The following is a 22279-nucleotide window of genomic DNA, read 5'->3' as shown; positions in this document are numbered from 1 at the left end:
AACTAAAAGGATTATCCCCTGTAGCATACAGAGAACAATCCTCAAGTTTAAGCGCTTAAATAATAACGTGTCCAACTTTATGGGTTCACATCATAATGAGGCTTATCTTTAAATATTAATTCTAATTATGCTTTGTTATCTGAACCAAATTCTTTGATTTTTTCAATAACCATAGCTTTGATTGCTTCAGATCCTGGAGCTAATAATTTACGAGGGTCATATCCTTTACCTTCTTTATCTTTTCCAGCTTCAATATATTTTCTTGTTGCTTCAGCAAACACTAATTGACATTCTGTGTTTACATTGATTTTAGAAACTCCTAATGAAATTGCTTTTGCAATTTGATCAGCAGGAATCCCTGAACCACCATGTAATACTAATGGTTTTCCATTTGTAACATCTTGAATTTTCCCTAATACATCAAAGTTTAATCCAGCCCAGTTGTCTGGGTATTTTCCATGGATATTTCCGATTCCAGCTGCTAGCATATCAACACCTAAATCAGCGATGATTTTACATTCTTCTGGATCAGCAACTTCACCAGAACCTACAACTCCATCTTCTTCTCCACCGATTGCTCCAACTTCACATTCTACTGAAACACCTTTTGAATGACATAATTCAATGATTTCTTTTGATTTTTCTAAGTTTTCTTCAAATGGGTAATGAGATCCATCAAACATAATTGAAGAGAACCCTGCAGCTAAAGCTGCCTTTGCTCCATCATAACTACCGTGGTCTAAGTGTAGAGCAACTGGTACTGTAATTCCTAAATCATCCACCATAGCGTCTACCATAGCAGTAACTGTTTTATAACCAGTCATGTATTTTCCAGCTCCCTCAGATACTCCAAGAATAACTGGTGATTTTGTTTCTTCTGCTGCTAACAAAATCATTTTTGTCCATTCTAAATTATTGATATTAAATTGTCCAACTGCGTAATGACCTGCATGTGCTTTTTCAAGCATGTCTTTTGCTGATACTAATGCCATATTTCTAAATCCTCCTTGACTAATACTTATATTCTACTCTATTTCACTTTAAAAATAAAGACCATTTAACAATTTGATAATATTTTCACATTTGCTTTAATCAATCTTATTTCAATGTAGAAAGATCTTTGTATTCCTTCCCACATGCCTCTGCTACTCCAGCAAATGTAACATATCCCTTGTAGGTGTTCACCCCTGTTGCAATTGCTACTGAGTCCATTGCTTTTTCAATACCTTCATTCGCAATTTTTAGCCCATATGATAGTGTTGCATTCGTAAGTGCCATCGTTGAAGTACGTGGTACTGCTCCTGGCATATTTGCTACACAATAGTGTACAACTCCATCCACTACAAAGGTTGGTTTATCATGATAAGTTGGCTTGGTTGTTTCCACACAACCACCTTGATCCACTGCCACGTCGACGATTACCGAACCATCTTTCATGTTTTTTAAATATTCTTTTTTCACTAACCTAGGTGCTGCTGCCCCTGGAATAAGAACTGCTCCTATCACCAAGTCAGCTGTTTTACATTGTTGTTCAATTTCAAAATCAGTACTATATAAGGTTTGAATATTATTACCAAAAATATCATCTAAATATTCTAAACGCTTTAAATTCTTATCCAAGATTACCACATCAGCACCAATTCCAATTGCCGCTTTCGCTGCATTGATTCCTACAGCTCCACCACCGATAATTACTACTTTCCCTTTTTTTACTCCTGGTACTCCACCTAACAAAATACCACTACCACCAAATGGCTTTTCTAAGCTTTTTGCGCCTTCTTGAATAGAGAGTTTTCCAGCCACTTCGCTCATCGGCTTCAACAGAGGTAATTCCCCATTGTCACTTAATGTTTCATATGCAACACCAGTTACTTTAGATTCCATAAGGGCTTCTGTAAGTTCTGTATTGGCTGCTAAATGTAAGTATGTATATAATATTAAACCTTCACGAAAATACTTGTATTCACTTGTTAAAGGTTCTTTTACTTTAATTATCATATCTACTTGTTTCCATACATCAGCTGCATCTTTTATGATGGTTGCTCCTGCTGCTTTATACTCTTCATCTGCAAAGCCGCTACCAACACCTGCTTCACTCTCAATTAAAAATGTATGTCCTGCACGCACATAGGCAGCAACAGTTGCTGGTGTACATCCCACACGATATTCATGTTTCTTTACTTCTTTTACACATCCAATTTTCATACCTTTACCTCTTTTTCTTATCTTCTATTTTACCGATTTTTAAGAGAATATGCAAAAAGTTTTACATCTTCTCTTCTGAAATGTAAGGTTTTTTTAACTTCGCAATGCTATAGTAATGATAGGAGGTCATTATGGAGTGGTTACACAAATTAAATGAAGCTGTTGATTATATTGAAAAGAATTTAGATAACGATATTGATTATGATGAAATATCTAAAATTTCAGGATATTCTCTATATCATTTTCAAAGATTATTTATCTTAGTAAGTGGAATACCAATTTCTGAATATATACGAAGAAGAAAATTATCAATGGCCGCTTTAGATTTAAAAGAGAAAAAACTAAAAGTTATTGATGCAGCAATGAAGTATGGCTATTCATCGCCAACATCATTCAATCGTGCCTTTAAAGAAATGCATGGTGTTGCCCCTAGCGAAGCTAAGAAAAAAGAAGTTATGCTAAATGCATATGCACCACTATCTTTTCACATCGTTGTAGAAGGTGGTGATACGCTTCGCTATCGAATTATAGAGTTACCAGAAGTACGTGTCATCGGTTATCGACTACGTTCTACATTAGAAGATGGGCAGTGTTATAGCGATGCTCCCAAATTTTGGCAAGAGATCATACAAAGTGGAAAATTGGAAACTTTAATCGAAACTATGAATCATGAAATAGATGGTGTTATTGGTATTAGCAATTACCAAATTATGGAAGAAAAATCAGATTTTGACTTTTATATTGCTGTTACATCTGATAAACAACCACTTGAAGGAATGGAAGAATATATCATTCCCAAAAGTACTTGGGCAATTTTTGAATGTATTGGAAAGAACCCAGAAGCGATGGTGCATATGGAACATCGCGTTGTGAGTGAGTGGTTACCATCATCAGGATATGAATTTGCCAACGCACCTGATATTGAATTACACCCACCAGGAGACAATCAATCTGAAGCATATTATAGTGAAGTTTGGATACCCGTTAAAAAAGTAAAATAGGAGGAAATAAGAAATGAAATTTATGTGCCCATTATTAACCGTAAAGGATATTGATAAAGCAAAAGCATTTTACACAGAAGTTTTAAAACAAGAAATTGCAACTGATATTGGACCAAATGTAACTTTTGGAAACAACGATTTTGCCCTACAAGCAGGCTTTGATACCCTGCTAATAAATCAAGAAGGATTTAAAAGCACTTATGGAGGCAATGACCATGAACTCTACTTTGAAGTAGATGACTATGATGCGATCGAAGCACATTTACAAACCTTTGATAATATCGATTATGTTCATCAAACAAAAACATATCCATGGGGACAAAGAGTTGTCCGTATTTATGATGTAGATAAACATATTATTGAAATTGGTGAAAACATGATTGTTGTTTTCCATCGATTTGTAGATGAAGGACTTTCAATGGAAGAAATCTCTAAACGTACCATGTATCCTGTAGAAGCGATTAAAGGTATGTTACAACAATAACTAGATAAAGAAAAAAAAGAGCCGTAACTCTTATAGATAATCATTTGATTATTCTATTGTTACAGCTTCTTTTTTTAAAATAATCCAACAATATTTCCTTGCTCATCGATATCCATACGATTTGCTGCTGGTACTTTTGGTAACCCTGGCATCGTCATTACATTTCCAGTCAGCGCTACAATAAAGCCCGCTCCAAGCGATGGACGCAATTCACGAATCGTAATCGTAAAATCTTTTGGTGCACCACAAATTGTTGCATCATCTGTTAGACTGGTAGGTACTTTTGCCATACAGATAGCTAACTTATCCCATCCATACTTCTTAAAGGTTTCAATTTGTGCTTTTGCTTCATCGCTATAAACTACATCTTTTGCACCATAGCATGTTTGAGCAATTTTTAATATTTTATTTTCAATTGTATCATTTAACTCATATATTGGTTTGTATTGGTTTTCTTGTTCAACTAAATCCACTAGTTGTTCTGCTAAATCAACGGCACCTGCTCCACCCTTTGCCCAGACTTGTGAAAGAGCCATAGGATGTGCATGTTTTTTACACCAATCTTGTAGTGCTTGCACTTCCTTATCCGTATCGCTAGTAAATTCATTAATAGCAATAATATAAGGCAACCCAAACGCTTTAATCGTTTCAATATGCTTTTCTAAATTACAACAACCTTCTAACATTGCTTCTACATTTTCTTCTTGTAAATGTTCAAAAGCTACATTACCATGTTGTTTTAATGCGCGAATCGTTGCTACTATTACAACCGCATTTGGTTTTATATCTGCTTCACGACATTTAATATCCAAAAACTTTTCTGCTCCAAGATCGGCACCAAACCCAGCTTCAGTAATTACATAATCCGCTAACTTCAAACATGTTTTTGTTGCTAACACACTATTACATCCATGAGCAATATTCGCAAAAGGCCCACCATGAATCAACACGGGATTATTTTCAAGGGTTTGTACTAGGTTTGGTTTTATCGCATCTTTCATGACCATAGCCAATGCGCCATCAATTTCCAAATCTTTCACATATACAGGATCTCCATCTGTTGTATAAGCAACCAATATCTTTCCAAGACGATGTTTTAAATCCATTAGTGAAGATGATAAACAAAGCACTGCCATAACTTCACTTGCCACTGTAATCGTAAAACCATCTTTTCTTTCTACACCATTCGCCTTTGAACCTAAACCAACTTCTACCTGACGTAAAACACGATCATTCATATCCAAAACACGTTTGAATACAACCTTATCTTTATCTATATGCAAAGCATTTCCTTGATGAATATGATTATCCAAACAAGCACTGATTAAATTATTACATGTTGTAATCGCATGCATATCACCAGTGAAATGAAGATTAATATCTTCCATTGGAACAACCTGTGCATAACCACCACCTGCTGCTCCCCCTTTTAATCCAAACACTGGACCTAATGAGGGTTCACGAAGTGCTACCATTGCTTTCTTTCCAATTTTGTTAAATGCATCAACCAATCCAACCGTCGTAGTAGACTTTCCTTCTCCTGCTTTCGTTGGATTAATTGCTGTAACCAAAATCAGCTTTCCATCCTCTTTATTTTCTTTTTTATGTAATGCATCCAAAGATACTTTGGCTTTATAATTTCCATATAATTCAATATCTTCTACATCGATTCCTGCCTTTTTTGCGATTTCATCGATTTGCATCATCACTGCTTCTTGTGCAATTTCTAAATCTGTTTTCGCCATCGTTGTTCTCCTTTTTATTACAAATCTATTTTATATCATTTTGTATAGAGAAACAATTTTATTCTAACAAAAACAAAATAAGGTGCTATCACCTTATTTCGTTTTACATGTATATCCTTCATCTTCAAGAGCTTTAACTGCATATTTTAAAGAGTACTTTTCTTTATCCAATAGTGAATCCGCTAATAAAGCCTCTGGCTCATAATCCTCTACATTATATATTAGATGTTCAACATATACATTTTCATCTGTTTCTTCATAATCATAAGTAAACTCATTACTTTCTTTATACATTTCTTTATTTTCTTCTAACATAGAAACAAATGCTTCTACCTTCATATCTGGATCAAGACTCATATTTGTTTCAAGGTTTTCATATAGACTAATAAGTTTCCCATCCTTTTCCACAAATACCATTTCATATTCTATCATCTTATCCATTTGATCACTGTACGTACAAACCGTTGTTTTCTCATCCTTTTTACTCTCTTTTTTATCTTTTGCCTTATCATCATTACAGCCACTTACAAGAATTGCGAAAAACAGACAACTTAATATTACTTTCTTCATTATTTCTTCCTCCTAACTATTATACTGTTGTTTGATTCAAAATGTTTCAAAATATTTTATTAATATTCTTCTTTAGGATTCATAATCTTTACACTAACAACAAAAGATATCACTCCCACAATAAGAAATCCAATACCAAAATAAAATACTAACTGTTTGGCTCCTTCCCCAAAAGTACTACTTGTAACATTTAACCTAGATAACACTTCTGCCATATTCAACAAGGATATATATTCATCTGACAATACTCTCTTTGTCTGAATAACAGCTTGTTTATAATATTTAGATACGTCAATTTTTGATATCGCTTCATTGACCAAAGTATCTTTTTGTTCTTCGCTAAGACTATCTGGAAGAAATGCTTTCACTTCAGAAATATATGCTGTCATCATTGATTTTGCTTTTTTCATTTATAGCTTTTTTATCAATGGAACTCTCGACTTCATCATACAGAAGATCCGAAACAAAAAGTTCCTTATACTCATCTATTAATTGATTTATTTCTTCATCTTCCTTAATCTTATTTGTAAGTGCTACATATGCTGCTTGATTTTCCTCCCCTGCTACTAGCGAAAGAGGTTGTAATACATCTGCAAGATGGGTTCCTACTTCAATTCGTTGATATGCCAATGATGTAAGATCATCGCCCATAACTTTTTGTGCGGTTAGGGAACCAACAAAGAGTAAGGAAGAAAAAAACAAAATAATACTACATACAATTCGAATAGCAAACTTCATAAAAATACCCCCTTATATTTAATTACTATCTATTTTATCACCTTTCATACAAAAAAGTATAGCTGAATAGCTATACTCTTATTATTCTTTATTAACTAATTTAGATACATAATCATCTGCTGGATGCTTCATAATGTTTTCAGGTGTATCATATTGTGCGATTTCACCTTTTTCCAAAACCAAAACTTTTGTTCCTAATGTCATCGCTTCATTAATATCATGCGTCACAAAGACAATTGTCACATTAGTCTCTTTATGAATCCGTTTAATCTCAGCTTGTAGTTGCTTTCTAGTAATCTCATCCACCGCACCAAATGGTTCATCCATCAATAAGATATCTGGCGATGCAGCAAGCGACCTTGCAATTCCTACTCTTTGTTGCTGGCCTCCTGATAATTCATCTGGATAACGATCCAATAATTCTTCATCAAGACCTACTACCTTAATCCATTTATTCGTTGCCTTGATTGTTTTTTCCTTATTTTTCTTATTTAAAAGATTTGGTACATATGCAATATTCTGTCTTACACTCATATGCGGAAATAAACCACTCCCTTGAATTGCATATCCAATGTTTCTTCTTAGTTGAATAAGATCTTCTTTTTGAATATCTTTACCATCTACATAAATTGTTCCACTATCCAAAGATATAAGTCCATTGATCATCTTCAACAAGGTTGTTTTACCGCTTCCAGAAGTACCCACAAGGGTTACAAACTCACCTCGTTTAATCGATAAATTAAAATCAGGAATGATTACATTATCACCATAGGATTTGCATGCATGTTCGAATTTAATAATATTTTTTTCCATAAATGCCACCTATTTTAATAATCCTTTCTCTTTTAAAAATGCTCTTGCTACTGCTTTTGGTTCTTTATCTTCAATCTCTACTTGATAGTTTAGTTTTGCCATTTGTTCATCATCAATCAAATTTTCAACTTTATGTAATGTTTTCTTTAATTCTGGATGAGCATCCAAAACTTCTTTTCGAACAACGTTATAGCACATATAAGAAGGATAGAATTCTTTATCATCAATCAATACAGTTGCATCAGCAACACTCAATTGTCCATCGGTTGTAGAAATCGTTAAGACATCAATTTCTTTCTCTGCAAGAGCTTGATAACGAAGTCCCATATCAAGATCCACCGTCTTTTTAAAATTATATCCATAAGCTTCACACAATGCATCATAACCATCTGGACGTTCAAAGAAATCATATTCTGCACCAAAGGTTAATTGATCAGAAATAGCAGCTAAATCAGAATATGTTTTAATATTATATTTATCAGCAATTTCCTTACGGACAACCATACCATATGTATTATTAAACCCATATCCTGCAATCCATTCAAAATTATAATTTTCTTTGTATTTTTTCTCTAATTCTGGGAACATACTTTCCTTGTACATACTCTTTTCTTTTAGTACAGCATTCCAACCTGTTCCCGTATATTCAGGATATAAATCAAAATCACCTTTTTCCATTGCTGGTTGAATATTTGATGTTCCTCCAGCTACATTGGTTGTTAGTTTAACTTCCAAATCCGTATCTTGTTCAATTAAGTACTGTAACATTTCTCCCATAATCAACTGCTCTGTCATTGGCTTTGTGGCAATATGAATCGTATCTTTTTCATTTCTAAAATTGTGAATTGATGTCGCAACAAATAAACATATACATAATATTGCTGCACCAAGTGAAAAGATTGCCATCTTTCTTTTTTTACGATTACGCGAACTAATCACCTTTTCCACTCTTCCCAATAAAAAGTCAACCAAAAATGCCAATAGCGCAATCAATAAACTTCCTGCAAAGGTCATAGTTGCATTGTTTGTTGTAATACCACGATATATCGCAACTCCTAATCCTCCTGCACCAATGAAAGAAGCAATCCCTGCAAGAGCAATGGTCATGATTACCATATTTCGTAATCCTGACATAATCACAGGTAAAGCTAATGGCAATTTTATCTTATATAAAATTTGAAAATTCGTACTCCCCATTCCTCTGGCTGCTTCAATGATTGCTGGTTCTATATTGGTAATTCCAGTATGCGTACTCCTGACCATTGGCAATAGTGCATATACACTCAAAGCAATGATTACTGTTGTATTCCCAATTCCAGAAAATGGTATCAAGAACCCCAATAATGAAATTGATGGAATCGTATAAATAAAGTTTACTAATCCTAAAATAAAACCTGATGTTTTTTTATATTCACTAATAAATATTCCTAAACAAAGACCTAAAACCGTAGCAATCGCAATCGATAATAGGGAAATTTGTAAATGTTCTATAATCAATTGAATAAAAAAATCTGAGCGTTCTTGAATCAAATTAAAAACCTCAGCAATAAAATCGAACATATAAACATCCCCTTTCATAGTTACATATAAGTATAAAGGTTTTTTCCTCACTTTTCATCTTTTAGGCACATTTTTAAGAAAAAACTTTTTTATCTCTTTCCTATTTTGAAACAATAGAAAAGGACAGTAACCCTAAAGGTTATTGTCCTTCTTATCTATATCAATCCCACTCTTTTAAAAATGATGTCGACATTTTTAACTTGATATTTAGGATTAAAACAATCATCAATTTCTGCTTGTGTAAGAAGTTTTCTCACATCTTCATTTGCTTCCATAAGTTCTTTAAATGATATTTTTTCTTCCCAGGATTTAATTGCATTGGGCTGTACCAAATCATATGCCTTTTCTCTAGAATATCCTTTTTCAATCAATTTAAGCATAAACCGTTGAGAAAAGATAACCCCATATGTCTTATTGATATTTTCAAGCATATTATCTTCAAATACAGTTAGGTTTGCTAGAATATTTTTAAATCGATTCAACATATAATCCAAAAGCGCAGTTGCATCTGGTGCGATAATTCGCTCAGCTGCTGAATGCGAAATATCACGTTCATGCCATAAAGCAACATCTTCATATGCACTTACCATATAGCCTCTTAAAATTCTTGCACATCCAACAATATTTTCACTACCTATAGGATTACGTTTATGTGGCATTGCACTACTTCCCTTTTGTCCTTTTCTAAAGAATTCCTCTACTTCTCGTACTTCTGTACGTTGTAGATGACGTATTTCAGTAGCCATTTTCTCTAAACTTGTTCCAATAAGTGCTAATGTTGCAAAGTACTCTGCATGACGATCTCTTTGTAAGGTTTGTGTAGAAATCTTACTTGAATCAATTCCTAACTTTTCACATACATAATCTTGTACTTCAGGTGGTGTATTTGCAAAGGTTCCAACAGCACCAGAAATTTTCCCACATTCTACACCTTTTGCCGCTTCTTTAAACCGTTCTAGGTTGCGTTTCATTTCATCAAACCAAAGAGCAAACTTCAATCCAAAAGTTGTTATCTCTGCATGTACACCATGTGTTCTTCCCATGCAAACAGTATCTTTATATCGAGTTGCTTGTAAACTTAAGGTATTGATAAATTCCCCAAGATCGCGCATCAAAATTTCATTCGCTTGTTTATATAGATACCCATATGCAGTATCTACAACATCGGTACTTGTAAGCCCATAATGAATCCATTTCTTTTCCTCACCCAAAGATTCACTTACTGCTCGTGTAAAAGCAACGACATCATGTCGTGTATCTTGTTCAATTTCATAAATGCGATCGATATCAAAGGTAGCTTTTTCCCATAATTTCTTTACATCTTCCTTAGGGATTTCACCTAATTCACTCCAAGCTTCACAAGCCAAAATCTCTACTTTTAACCAAGCATTAAACTTTGATTGTTCACTCCAAATTTCTCGCATTTCAGGTCTTGAATAACGATCTAACATTGTTTACTCCCCCATATCTTTCTTACCAATATCATTGCGATAGAATAATTTATCACAAGTTATTTTATGCACATCAGCATATGCTTTTTCATATGCTTCTTCAATTGTATCTGCACTTGAAACAACACATAATACACGTCCACCATTTGTAATATAATGTCCATCATGAAAGGCTGTTCCCATATGGAAGATTCGTGAATCTACCTTGTCTAATCCTTCAATAATAGCTCCTTTGGTAGAGGAAGCTGGATAGTTTTCACTAGCCATAACCACACCCAAAGTTACTTTGTCATCCCAAAGTAAAGAGACCTCTTGTTGATTCATCACTTGAAGAATCGTTTGGGCAAAATCACTTTTTAATCTTGGTAAAATAACTTCTGCTTCAGGATCACCAAATCTTGCATTAAACTCAATTGTTTTTACACCATCTTTGGTAAGCATTAAGCCACCATATAAGAAACCAACAAATGGCACTCCTTCATCAACCATAGCTTTGGCCATTGGTCGCATCACCTTATTCATAGTTTCTTCAACGATGTCATCCGTTATCTTTTTAACTGGAGAATATACTCCCATACCACCTGTGTTGGGACCTTTATCTCCATCATATGCACATTTGTGGTCTTGTGCAATTTCCATTGGAATTACTACTTCTCCGCAAACAAAACTCATAAGCGAAAATTCAAAACCAACCAAACATTCTTCAATCACAACACTATTATTTTCAATAGAAAAAGCAATATCCAAAGCTTGCATTGCCTCCTCTATCGTATAAGCAACACTTACTCCTTTTCCTGCCTTTAAACCATCTTCTTTAATAACAATTGGCACACCTATTTCTTCAACATATGCTTTGGCATCATCATAATTGGAAAATGCTTTATATGCAGCTGTTGGAATATTATATTTTTCCATCAACTGTTTTGCAAATGTCTTACTAGACTCTACTCTTGCAGCTGCTTTGTTTGGCCCAAAAATCTTTAGTCCTTCATCCTGAAAAGCATCCACAACCCCAAGGGCAAGTGTATCTTCAGGACCAACGATTGTTAAATCAATTTGCTCTGTTTTCGCAAATGCTACTAATCCATTAATATCATCTGCTGCAATATCTACGATTTCTGCTACATCTTTCATTCCATGACTACCAGGTGCAGCATATACTTTATCAACTGAAGCACTTCGATATGCAGCATCTGCTAATGCATGTTCACGACCACCTTTACCAATTATAAGAACTTTCATTTCACTTCTCCTTTTTTAATATACTTATTTTACTGTATTTATCTTAGAAGTACAATAAGGGAACAATACAATTGTTCCCTTATGATTCACTTAAAAAATTAATAAATGCTACTTTTGTTTTCTTGATATCATTACGATCGGCATAGAAGCTATCTCCATTCATCATTATGATATGACTATCATCAATACGTTTTATATGTTCTAAGTTTATAGCAACACCCTTCACTTCCACAAAATATTCTTTTACTAGTTCATCACGTAACAATACTCGATCTTCATCGAGATGATACACATTCGAATCCTTATCGACAACCTTTAATTTTAAAAGATTTACATATAAGATATCTTTTACCTTCACTTCTACTTTTTCATGATTATCGTTTACACAATTGATAATTTTTTTCTGCTTTGCATTATGCAATGTATAATAAAGCATAAAAGAATTCTTGAACTCTTCATCACTTGTTTCATTTTTTAATAAATATCCTACTACATAATTTGAACTTGTTTGAAATAGGTATTCTTCATTTGCTGTTAAGAAAAAGATATTTACATCTGCTCGCTTATTCACCAATTGCCTTGCCACTTCAAAGCCACTCATTTCATCCATTGTAATATCCAAATATACCAAATCAATTGGTGCCATTGGATTATCATCAATAAATGATAGTAAAGATTTCCCACTATGAAAAGGGTGAATTATCAATTCAATATTTTCTTCTTCACCAATCTTTGTTAATAAGCGTTCATACTTATCAACAATAATCTTATTATCATCTACTAGATATACATGAAACATAGGTCAACCTCTTACTAAATTTATCACAATATGCTACTATATTTTATTATAACAGATTTTTAGAAGTAGAACATTTGTTATTCTTATGATTATCTTATATAATATGTATATCTTTATAATTAGGTACTATAATATAAACAGGTAAATGAGGGCGGATTTATGAAAGAAAAACAAGTAACACTTGGTGGTTTTCGTTGGGAAGACTTAATGGATACTGCTGATGGTAGAAAAAATCTAGGTGATATGGTTCCTGTGGAACTCTATCGAAGCCTGGAGTATTCAATGCGTCAAGCAATTGAAGAAAAATTTGGAAAAGACATAGCAATTGAAATTTTGCGCAGAGCAGGGCGTTTAGCTGGTGAACAATTTGCAAAGACTAGTTTAAATCTTGATCAAGATTTAAATGGTTTTTTAGCTTCTGTTCAAAAAGCTTTTCTAGATTTAAAAATAGGCATCTTACGAGTAGAAGATTTCAATGAAGAATCTGGTGATGCCACATTAACAATCAGTGAAGATCTTGATTGTTCAGGACTTCCAGTAATTGGTGAAACCGTATGTAATTATGATGAAGGGTTCATTGCTGGTTTATTTAGTGTTTTCACAAACAAAAACTATAAAGCTAAAGAAATTGATTGTTGGGCAAAAGGAGATCGGGTTTGTCGATTCAAAGCGTCTGTAAACGAGGAATAAGCTTATGAAAAAAGATATAGAACGCTTAATTGAATATATCGATTATTTCCTTGAATCTCGCTCTTTAGAAGCAATGAATGAAGCTGATTTTCATCAAGAAGCTTATCCACTATTCAAAAGAATCAAACAACTCTGTCAATATGTTATTGAAGGTGATAAATTTGTTAATGTTATTGCAAATGGTGATTTGGATTCCACTGTATCAAATTTAAACCCTTTGTTAGGTCCACTAAAGGACTTACAATCAACTTTACGACATCTAACATGGCAAATTAACCAAGTTGCTAAAGGTGACTATACACAAGAATTTATCTTTTTAGGTGATTTATCAAAATCGTTCAACACAATGATTGAACAATTGAAAGCTCGAGAAGAATTAATCAAAGAAAATGCACGTATTCAAGAAGAAAAAGCGAATGCCTTAAGTAAATTATTTGAAAGTGAAATGAATAATCAGATTGCACATTATGAGAGTATTGATAAAATGAATCAAAAAGTGCAATCTTTTCGCCATGATATGAAAAACCATTTATTTTGTATTCAAACATTAATTCAAGATAATCAAATTGAGGAAGCTCTTACTTATATTGATAACCTATCAAAGTTTGTAAAGAATGAAACACCTATTTTAAAAACAGGAAACCCTATCTTTGATGCCTTATTATCTGAAAAAATTAAAAAAGCACAGAGCTTAGATATTAAAGTTGAATCATCAATTAAAATACCTGCTGATTTAAATATTCAAGTAATTGATTGGGCAACCATCTTTGGAAACATCATGGATAATGCTATTGAAGCATGCTCCATAATTCCTTATCCAGAAAAAAGACTGATTAAAATTAATATTAAATATCGAAACCACTTCTTAAGTGCTAAGATTGAAAACACATTTTATGAAAAACCCAAACTGAAAGATGGCGTTTTTATTACAAGTAAAGAAGATGCTGAACTCCATGGTAGAGGTTTACAAAATATAAAACATTCTATTGAAAAATATGATGGAGTACTAGAAATTGATTACGATGACACATTATTTTCATTAATGCTATTATTAGATACTTCTAAAAAACAGGAAAGGAGCTCAAAATGATCCGAATATGTCTATGTGATGATAATCCTGCTATGCTTGACAGGGAAGAAAAGTTTGTTAGAGATTTTGAAAAAAAACATAATTTAAATTTTGAATTAACAACGTTTCCTAACGGAGAGGCTTTGTTGTTTCATGCAGAAGATTACTATTTTAAATACGATATTATTATCCTAGATATTTTAATGGGGGATACCAATGGAATCGATGTTGCCAATGCACTTCGTAAACTGGGGTCAACTGCACAGATTATCTTCGTGACATCAAGTCGCGAACATGTGTTTGATTCCTTTGATTCAAACCCTTTGCATTACCTATTAAAAGATGATCTAGATAGTGAACAAGCAGAGGCTGTCCTTTTAAAAGCCGTTGAATTATCAAAGAAAAAAGAACCAACCTTTGTATTCAAGAAAAATGCTACAATGTATTCTATTCCAATGCGTGAAATTCGTTATTTTGAAATTATTGGTAGAATTATGACTATTAACTGCAAAGACAAAGTTTATGAATACTATAAAAGAATCGATGATTTAGAAAAAGAATTAGAACCTTTTCCTTTTTGTCGAATTCATCGTTCCTATATTGTTAATTTAGAGTATGTGAAAAAGTTAAGTCGCTCTGAATTGACACTTACTGACAATACTACTCTTGCTGTAGGAAAATCATTTTATCCACAAATTACACATCGTCTTTCTGAATATTTACAAAGTGGTGAATAAACATGAATACACTATTTTATATTGCATACATTGGATTAAGTGATATTTATTGTATTTTGTTTTGCTTTTACTTTATGAAATTCAAACCCATTAGAGTTAGTAAACCCGTTTTTCTGGTTTATTTACTTATTGCAAACTCTATTTTATGTTATGCTACAACCTTCTTTTTATATCCTTTGCAGATGGCGAGTGTCTTTCTTTTTGTTATGATCACTGCATTTATCTTTTATGAAAGTTCATTTATGCAAAAATTGTTTTCAGCTAGTATCTTTGCTTTTGTTCTTTTATGTTCCCAAGGAATTACCAATTCCATCTATGCATTATCAAGTCAATTTAGTTTTTATGAAATGTTTCAAACCAAAATTAATGTTCACCCACATATCCCACTAGTTGGTATAGTTTTTTCAATTACCGTATTTCTATTGTCTATTTGGATATGCCCACCAAAAAAAATTACCCAAACAATAGAAAACAAATACACTATGAGTGTTATTACTTCAGCTGTTTTTATCTTCTTTGTTTTCTTGGATATCATGACTTTAATTTATTATATTGATTATTCAATACTAATTATTCCAGGATATCATTTAGCCTTATCAATTATTTTCTTATTCTCCTATCTAGCTTTGTTTTTCTATCTTGTAAATCTAGATACGGTTGAACGAATACAATCAAAAAATGTAATTCTTGAAAATCAATTAGTTACACAACGTGAATACTATAAAAAGAATATGGAATATATAACAGCGTTAAGAAAAATTAAACATGATTATTTTAATTTACTACATAGTCTTGAATATGCATTTATTGATTATTCTAAAGAAGAATTGGAAAATATGATTGAAGAGCTCTTAAAGAAAACTAAGAAAATAGATGAAGAGTTTACTCAATATTCAAATCATCCACTTGTTGATTCTATCATTTTAGATGCTAGTTCTCTTTGTAAAACAAAGGGCATCAATCTAACATCTTTAGTTAGTATTCCTGATGATCTTCCCTTTGATGAAGATGATTTATGTATCGTTTTCGCAACTCTATTAAACACTGCTATTTCCTTAGCAGAACGTACAAATGTTGAAGATAAAACCATTTCATTAACAAGTAAAATTCGCCCTGGATGGTTTATGATTAACTGTGAGATTAAAACTAACGAAATCCAAGAAGCAGCAGATAACCATTTAGCAAATTCAGAGTTTAAACTAGTTCGAGAAATCGTAGATAACAATAGTGGTTTTGTTGAAACAAAAAAAGATACCAATCTTTACAAAATTCAAGTTTGTATCACCAAATAAATCATTTATAAACATACAAAAGCAGTACCATCACAAGTGATTGATACTGCTTTTTTTCTTATTAATCTTCTAACAAAACAATTTCTTGTTTTAATAATGATCTAGGTACATCAACGATCCGTTGATTACTAGAACCTTTAAATAGCAATTTATAAGATTTTAACTCCTCTATAAATTTTCCATCCACTAATACATCCACTTGTTCAAGTAAGGCTCGCTTATCTTGATCAGCGATAATTTCTTCATAGGTATATCCACTATAAATCCAGATATTCATTCCCAGCTGTTTTACTGCTTTAGCTATTTCAATTAGTGGCTTTGGTTGTAAGAAAGGTTCTCCTCCTGAAATCGTAAGGCCTTTTTGTAACCTACTTGCTTTAATGGCATCGATGATTTCATCAACATCTTTGAGAAACCCTTTTTCCATATCCCATGTTTCTGGGTTATGACATCCTTTACATTGGTGTGGACAACCTTGTGTCCATAAGACCACTCGTAAGCCAGGTCCATCAACAATACTGTCAAAGGTTAACTCTGAAGCAAGTCTAATCTTCTTTAACATTGTGTTTTAAGCGATCGCGTTCTTCCGCAGCTTTTCCGTTATTAAAGCGATCCAATGTTCCTACTAAATATCCCGTTATCCTTCTGATACGATCGAATTTCACTTCACTCTTATCTTCATCACGTCCACATTTTGGACAAATATTATCATCGATTACACCTGAAAAACCACAGACTGGATCACGATCGACAGGATGATTGATACTTCCATATCCAACACCGCTCTCTTTCATACAACGAACAACTTCTTCAAACGCATCTAGGTTTTTAATTGGATCTCCATCCAATTCAACATAAGCGATGTGCCCAGCATTTGTCATTTCATGATAAGGTGCTTCTTTTTGAATTTTTTCAAATGCAGAAATTGGATAATACACAGGAACATGATTTGAATTTGTATAATATTCACGATCTGTTACACCACGAATTTCACCATATTTTTTACGGTCGATTTTTGTAAACCGCCCTGATAGTCCTTCAGCAGGTGTTGCAATAATACTAAAGTTTAATTGATATTTCTTAACTGCATCATCAGCTTTTTTACGCATATATCCTACAATTTCTAACCCTAACTCTTGTGCATCATCACTTTCTCCATGATGTTCACCAATTAACGCTACCAAACATTCTGCCAATCCAATAAATCCAATTGAAAAGGTACCATGTTTAACCGCTTCTTCCAAAGTATCATTCCAATCCAAGTTTTCACTATCAATCCATACACCTTGTCCCATCAAGAATGGGAAATTCTTCACTTTTCTATCTGATTGGATTGCACCACGTTCCAACAATTGGGAGATTACAATTTCCAATTCTTCATCTAACTCTTGGAAAAAAGCACTCTTGTCAAAGAAACCTTTTTTTCCAACTACACCATGTTTAATTCCTAAACGAGGTAAATTAATCGTTGTGAAAGAGTTATTCCCTCTTCCAACTGGAGTATCTGGACCATTTACATTAGAAAGCACTCTAGTCCGACATCCCATCGTCGCAATTTCACTTTTAAAATCATTTGGATCATAATATTGTAAATTATATGGAGCATCCACAAATACAAAGTTAGGGAATAAACGCTTTGCACTTACTCTTAAACTTAACTTAAATAAATCATAGTTAGGATCTCCTGGGTTATAATTCACACCTTCTTTAACCTTGAAAATAAGAATTGGGAAGATTGGTGTTTCACCATTTCCTAACCCTGCTTCTTGCGCAAGCAATAAGTTCTTCATCAACATTCTTCCTTCTACTGATGTATCTGTACCAAAATTAATACTTGAGAATGGAACTTGAGCTCCAGCTCTTGAATGCATAGTATTCAAATTATGAATAAATCCTTCCATTGCTTGATAAGTAGCTTTATCTGTTTCATTTCTTGCTTCTTTATAAGTAAACGTATTTATTTTCTTTACCGTTTCATCATCCGTATTAAAAGTTTTCTTCAAATATGCATTCAATGCATCCAAGAATGCATAATCCATATCCAAGGTTGGCTTTTTACCTACTTCTTTTTCAATTACTTTTACATCCTCACGAAGATCAACATCTTTACCAAGAATAAGTTCAATCGCCTTATTTAAATTACTAATATATTTTTTTCTGAAAGTTTTCGCAACTCCATTTGCTAAATAGTAATCAAATGCTGGAATACTTTGTCCACCATGTTGGTCATTTTGATTACTTTGAATCGCAATTGCTGCTAATGCAGCATAGGAAGCGATATCCTGTGGTTCTCTTAAAAAACCATGTCCTGTTGAAAAACCTCCGTGGAACAACTTATCCAAATCAATTTGACAACATGTTAGAGTACCCATGTTCATAAAATCCAAATCATGAATATGAATGTCTCCATCCTCATGCATTTTCGCATATTTTGGATTTATCACTTGTGACAAACAATATTCTTTTGATACAGCACTTCCATATTGAAGCATTGTACCCATAGCTGTATTACCATCAATGTTCGCATTATCCCTTTTCATGTCAGAATCTTTTGCATCAGAAAACGTTATTTCTTCAATTGATTTCATCAATCTAGTCTTTAAGTTACGAATTCTTGATCTTTCACTACGATATAAAATATAAGCTTCACTCGTTCTTGCATACCCTGTTTCAATCAAAACTCTAACTACTGCATCCTGTACTTGTTCTACGCTTGGGACTGTATGTTTGTAAACACTGTTTAAATAACCAACCACCTGATCAGTTATCCTTTCCGCTAATTCATAATCAGCTTCTACACCATCTTCTTTCGCAATTGCACTAGCAGCTAAAAAGATTGCTCTTGTTATCTTTTCAGGAACAAATGTTATCACTCGGCCATCGCGTTTTTGTATTTTTTCAATCATACGTATTACCTCCCTGTACAATCTATTATAGTACATTTTCAACCATAAAAATTCTGAAAATTAATTATTTTATTTCACGAAAATGTAAAGAAAAAAATGTTTTTCATTCACAAAAAAAGAAAGGCTTATTTTCCTTTCTTTACGTACCGTTTACTAAATTGTTCAACATGTGCATCTAACATAGATAATGCCTGTGATTCCATTTCTGGTTGATCATCATATTTTTGAAACATCAAAAATATGGGGGCATAGAAATGTAAGGCAACGATTTGAGGATCACTTTCCACAAATGCTCCCTTAGCAATCAATTGAGCAAAGATATTTCCTTGAAATGATAATCCATCATCAATAAATAAGGATTGATACATCTCCTTAGCTTTTATGTTCTTATGTCGTTCGTTCTCTAACATTCGACGAAATTTTGATGCATAAGGATCTTTTAGAAAAAACAAAAATAATTGACGACTAAGTTTTTTCAAACTATCTAAATCAATTGTCTGATAGCTATCTGCAACTTCATCAATATCACCTTGAGGAAGTTGATATTCTAATGCAGCTTGTTGATAACGTTCTTCCATTTCCGCAAGCAAAGAATTAAAAATATCTTCCTTACTTTTAAAATGCTTATATATTGAGCTTTCCTTTATACCAACTCGTTTAGCGATTGCACGTACACCAACTCCTGCATAGCCTTCAAGCGAAAAAAGATCCAAAGCTTCTTCTAAAATGATTTTTTTCGTATTCCTTTTTCCCATAAGAACTCCTTCCAGCATCTATCCTAGCTCAAATACATAGATACCCTTGAGACTTCTATTATACCAATTTTTAAGCAAATACACACCGCTATTATAAAAAAGCATATTTGTCTTGCATCCTGATTCCTCATAAAAATACTAACAATGCCACTCAAAACAATAACACCTGCAAGCATACAACAAATATTAGATTGTATACTTTTTATCGTAAACAAGCCTGGATCTATTGATCCATCGATTGCATGTTGCACAGAGTGATGATAATTATCTCTCGTCACTGCAAAACAACATACAACTAAGCCTACAACAAGCAAAATTATAATCCTTCTCCCCCAATGATCAAGGGTTGAGCGATTCATAAATGAATATCCAATATATACAAGTAAACCTAACAACGATATTGTTGTTATCATCGTAATCATATTTCCAAAATATAGTTTCATACTTACCTCCTAAAATTAAGCTAACGACCGTTACCTTAATTTTAGATAACATTCGTTAGCTTGTCAAGTATAAGTAGAAAAAAATTATAACTAATCCCCTATACCAAAAGAAAGAAACTGTTTCATCAGTTTCTTATTTTCTAATATAAAGTTTTTACTCTTTCCAAATAACTGTATTTTCTATATCGGATAAAACGAACCTTTTTATCACTCATCATGCAATTTATCTCCTTTGTATGATCTAGTGATATTTGTTTATGATCATAACATAGAAAAGCCCCTTCAAAGTCATCACTTGTAATTTTGATATCACGATCATCTTTTAAAATATATGGAACCCCAAGTGAGCGATGATTGCTATCATGAATCCCGGCAATCTCTGTAAGCTGCATCAATGATAACCCACTGTCTACAACAGCGCCTTTTAAAGACCTATTATATGCAGTTGAACCAGCCTGTGTACTTAAACATATTCCATTTCCTTTAAACTTTTCAAAAAGCTCTCCATCTACAAAAATATCAACCAATTGTGTACGGGTAATATTTTCAATACGAACTTCATTTAATGCGTATAATGTTTCGTTATTCACACGTGCTTCTAGCAGTGAAGAATTGAAAATTTCATAAACCTCTCCTTTTAGAATATCTTGAATACAAGCATCAACATTTGCTTCACGATAGTCAGTGAAAAAGCCTAAGTTTCCTGTATGAATTGCAACAAAATAAACACTCTCTAATTGCTCTAAATAATGATGCACTGCATATAATAAGGTTCCATCTCCACCAATACAAATAACGAGCTCTGGATTTGCCTTATCATAAATGAGTCCATTCTCTAATAACGTTGTTTTTACTTTTGCTTCCATTCTTTCAGAATTTTGATCATGTTTTGAAACAATGGAAAATTTCTTAATATGTATTTCTTTTATCATGAATTCATTGTATCATACTTGTATGGAAAAACACATTGAAAAAGAGTACAAGATACTAGTCACAAAAGAACAATTTTATAAACTATTATCATACTATCCCAAAATCAAATTTATTACTCAAATAAACACATATTATGATAATGAACACTTCGATATCATAAAACATCATGGCGCAATGCGAATTCGAGAAAAAGAAAACCACTATCTTTTTACACTCAAAAAATTCAACAATAACACTTTATTTGAGTATGAATGCGAAGTCTTCAAAAACGATGCTGCAGTCTTTACTTCTGCTACCATTAAAGAAACACTAGATAACTTTCAAATCTATGGTCCTTTTCAAATGCTTGCTCATTTAAAAACTGATCGTGCAGTCTTTGAAAGTGATGACTATGAATTGTGTTTTGATATTAATGAATACAATGGTATGGTTGATTATGAAATTGAATATGAATATAAAAGAGAACATAATGGGCTGGAAAATTTTCAAAATATTCTACAATTGATTCATCTTACTTACAAGGAAAACAGCATTTCTAAAATTCATCGTGCCCTTCATTCTATGAATATTAAAATTGACTAATTTTATATCTACACTTGAAAATTATTCAAAAAAATGATATTTTAATAATGCATTATCTTTGCGGGTGTAGTTTAATGGTAGAACTTCAGCCTTCCAAGCTGACTACGTGAGTTCGATTCTCATCACCCGCTCCATATTTAAAATAAATATCCACCGGCTAAGCCGGTGGTTTTTTACTATGCGGGCATAGCCCTCCTCCAACAGCTGCCCCTAAATGGGGCCTCATTTCATTTGGTTACACCTTTACGTGTTGCATTTTATTTT

General features: G+C 33.0%; 23 protein-coding genes and 1 tRNA gene. 8 read left to right on the top strand and 16 right to left on the bottom strand.

Annotation, left to right across the window (positions count from 1 at the left end; genetic code table 11):
* Nucleotides 1-125 precede the first annotated feature (125 nt).
* Together fba and ald are read right to left on the bottom strand one after the other, a co-directional pair.
* Entirely contained in the window at nt 126-992 is an 867-nt protein-coding gene (gene fba, locus M2475_RS08940) for a class II fructose-1,6-bisphosphate aldolase (RefSeq protein ID WP_277491026.1), read from the bottom strand.
* A 106-nt stretch (nt 993-1098) separates the two neighbouring features.
* Nucleotides 1099-2205, bottom strand: a complete 1107-nt coding sequence (gene ald / locus M2475_RS08935) for an alanine dehydrogenase (RefSeq protein WP_277491024.1) — start codon at nt 2203-2205, stop codon at nt 1099-1101.
* Between the two features lie 131 nt (nt 2206-2336).
* Here ald and M2475_RS08930 point away from each other — a divergent pair, with 131 nt between their 5' ends.
* Both M2475_RS08930 and M2475_RS08925 read left to right on the top strand, forming a co-directional pair.
* Nucleotides 2337-3206: an AraC family transcriptional regulator gene (locus tag M2475_RS08930; RefSeq protein ID WP_277491022.1), complete on the top strand. Its 870-nt coding sequence runs from the start codon at nt 2337-2339 to the stop codon at nt 3204-3206.
* A gap of 13 nt (nt 3207-3219) precedes the next feature.
* Nucleotides 3220-3690, top strand: coding sequence for a VOC family protein (locus M2475_RS08925; RefSeq protein WP_277491020.1), 471 nt, complete (start codon nt 3220-3222; stop codon nt 3688-3690).
* 74 nt (nt 3691-3764) lie between these two features.
* Here M2475_RS08925 and M2475_RS08920 read toward each other — a convergent pair whose 3' ends face one another.
* The 9 genes from M2475_RS08920 to M2475_RS08880 all read right to left on the bottom strand — a co-directional run bounded on the left by M2475_RS08920 (nt 3765) and on the right by M2475_RS08880 (nt 12608).
* A complete protein-coding gene (locus M2475_RS08920; RefSeq protein WP_277491018.1) occupies nt 3765-5435 on the bottom strand; it encodes a formate--tetrahydrofolate ligase in 1671 nt (556 codons plus the stop codon).
* A gap of 93 nt (nt 5436-5528) precedes the next feature.
* Nucleotides 5529-6005 (bottom strand): hypothetical protein, encoded by a 477-nt coding sequence (locus M2475_RS08915; RefSeq protein ID WP_277491016.1) that lies wholly within the window; start codon nt 6003-6005, stop codon nt 5529-5531.
* 59 nt (nt 6006-6064) lie between these two features.
* Nucleotides 6065-6415 (bottom strand): hypothetical protein, encoded by a 351-nt coding sequence (locus tag M2475_RS08910; protein ID WP_277491014.1) that lies wholly within the window; start codon nt 6413-6415, stop codon nt 6065-6067.
* Nucleotides 6375-6743, bottom strand: a complete 369-nt coding sequence (locus M2475_RS08905) for a hypothetical protein (protein ID WP_277491013.1) — start codon at nt 6741-6743, stop codon at nt 6375-6377. The genes M2475_RS08910 and M2475_RS08905 overlap by 41 nt, the downstream gene beginning before the upstream one ends.
* Before the next feature lie 81 nt (nt 6744-6824).
* Complete coding sequence (locus tag M2475_RS08900; protein WP_277491012.1) at nt 6825-7556, bottom strand: ABC transporter ATP-binding protein; 732 nt, start codon at nt 7554-7556, stop codon at nt 6825-6827.
* A 9-nt stretch (nt 7557-7565) separates the two neighbouring features.
* Nucleotides 7566-9116 (bottom strand): glycine betaine ABC transporter substrate-binding protein, encoded by a 1551-nt coding sequence (locus tag M2475_RS08895; RefSeq protein WP_277491011.1) that lies wholly within the window; start codon nt 9114-9116, stop codon nt 7566-7568.
* A 155-nt stretch (nt 9117-9271) separates the two neighbouring features.
* Entirely contained in the window at nt 9272-10567 is a 1296-nt protein-coding gene (gene purB / locus M2475_RS08890) for an adenylosuccinate lyase (protein ID WP_277491009.1), read from the bottom strand.
* A gap of 3 nt (nt 10568-10570) precedes the next feature.
* On the bottom strand, nt 10571-11809 hold the full coding sequence (purD, locus tag M2475_RS08885; RefSeq protein WP_277491006.1) for a phosphoribosylamine--glycine ligase: 1239 nt from the start codon (nt 11807-11809) through the stop codon (nt 10571-10573).
* Between the two features lie 79 nt (nt 11810-11888).
* Nucleotides 11889-12608, bottom strand: coding sequence for a response regulator (locus M2475_RS08880; protein ID WP_277491005.1), 720 nt, complete (start codon nt 12606-12608; stop codon nt 11889-11891).
* 159 nt (nt 12609-12767) lie between these two features.
* Between M2475_RS08880 and M2475_RS08875 the strand changes: the two genes are divergently transcribed.
* Genes M2475_RS08875 through M2475_RS08860 form a run of 4 tightly spaced genes read left to right on the top strand, consistent with a single transcriptional unit; the run spans nt 12768 to nt 16396 of the window.
* Nucleotides 12768-13298: a V4R domain-containing protein gene (locus M2475_RS08875; RefSeq protein ID WP_277491004.1), complete on the top strand. Its 531-nt coding sequence runs from the start codon at nt 12768-12770 to the stop codon at nt 13296-13298.
* 4 nt (nt 13299-13302) lie between these two features.
* Nucleotides 13303-14388, top strand: a complete 1086-nt coding sequence (locus tag M2475_RS08870) for a sensor histidine kinase (RefSeq protein ID WP_277491002.1) — start codon at nt 13303-13305, stop codon at nt 14386-14388.
* Nucleotides 14385-15104 carry a LytTR family DNA-binding domain-containing protein gene (locus M2475_RS08865; RefSeq protein WP_277491000.1) on the top strand — a complete coding sequence of 240 codons (720 nt, stop codon included), beginning with the start codon at nt 14385-14387 and terminating at the stop codon, nt 15102-15104. Before M2475_RS08870 ends, M2475_RS08865 begins: the two co-directional genes overlap by 4 nt.
* A 2-nt stretch (nt 15105-15106) precedes the next feature.
* Nucleotides 15107-16396 (top strand): GHKL domain-containing protein, encoded by a 1290-nt coding sequence (locus M2475_RS08860; protein WP_277490999.1) that lies wholly within the window; start codon nt 15107-15109, stop codon nt 16394-16396.
* 61 nt (nt 16397-16457) lie between these two features.
* Here the strand turns inward: M2475_RS08860 and nrdG are convergent, their stop codons facing one another.
* The 5 genes from nrdG to M2475_RS08835 all read right to left on the bottom strand — a co-directional run bounded on the left by nrdG (nt 16458) and on the right by M2475_RS08835 (nt 21432).
* Nucleotides 16458-16958, bottom strand: coding sequence for an anaerobic ribonucleoside-triphosphate reductase activating protein (gene nrdG, locus M2475_RS08855; RefSeq protein ID WP_277490997.1), 501 nt, complete (start codon nt 16956-16958; stop codon nt 16458-16460).
* A complete protein-coding gene (locus M2475_RS08850; protein WP_277490995.1) occupies nt 16942-19302 on the bottom strand; it encodes an anaerobic ribonucleoside triphosphate reductase in 2361 nt (786 codons plus the stop codon). Before M2475_RS08850 ends, nrdG begins: the two co-directional genes overlap by 17 nt.
* Before the next feature lie 125 nt (nt 19303-19427).
* On the bottom strand, nt 19428-20057 hold the full coding sequence (locus tag M2475_RS08845) for a TetR/AcrR family transcriptional regulator (protein WP_277490993.1): 630 nt from the start codon (nt 20055-20057) through the stop codon (nt 19428-19430).
* A gap of 23 nt (nt 20058-20080) precedes the next feature.
* Nucleotides 20081-20500 (bottom strand): hypothetical protein, encoded by a 420-nt coding sequence (locus M2475_RS08840; RefSeq protein WP_277490991.1) that lies wholly within the window; start codon nt 20498-20500, stop codon nt 20081-20083.
* 140 nt (nt 20501-20640) lie between these two features.
* The gene (locus tag M2475_RS08835) at nt 20641-21432 is read right to left on the bottom strand and encodes an NAD kinase (protein ID WP_277490989.1); all 792 of its coding nucleotides are present in this window, start codon (nt 21430-21432) and stop codon (nt 20641-20643) included.
* A gap of 22 nt (nt 21433-21454) precedes the next feature.
* On the opposite strand from M2475_RS08835, the gene M2475_RS08830 reads away from it, so the two are divergent.
* Together M2475_RS08830 and M2475_RS08825 are read left to right on the top strand one after the other, a co-directional pair.
* Nucleotides 21455-22015: a CYTH domain-containing protein gene (locus M2475_RS08830; protein WP_277490987.1), complete on the top strand. Its 561-nt coding sequence runs from the start codon at nt 21455-21457 to the stop codon at nt 22013-22015.
* Between the two features lie 60 nt (nt 22016-22075).
* Nucleotides 22076-22149, top strand: a tRNA-Gly gene (locus tag M2475_RS08825).
* Nucleotides 22150-22279 lie beyond the last annotated feature (130 nt).

The organism is Breznakia sp. PF5-3 (assembly GCF_029504745.1).
In the GTDB taxonomy this organism is placed as follows: domain Bacteria; phylum Bacillota_I; class Bacilli_A; order Erysipelotrichales; family Erysipelotrichaceae; genus Breznakia.
The sequence above is the reverse complement of the archived record's forward strand: the minus strand, read 5'-3'. Positions and strand labels throughout refer to the sequence as shown.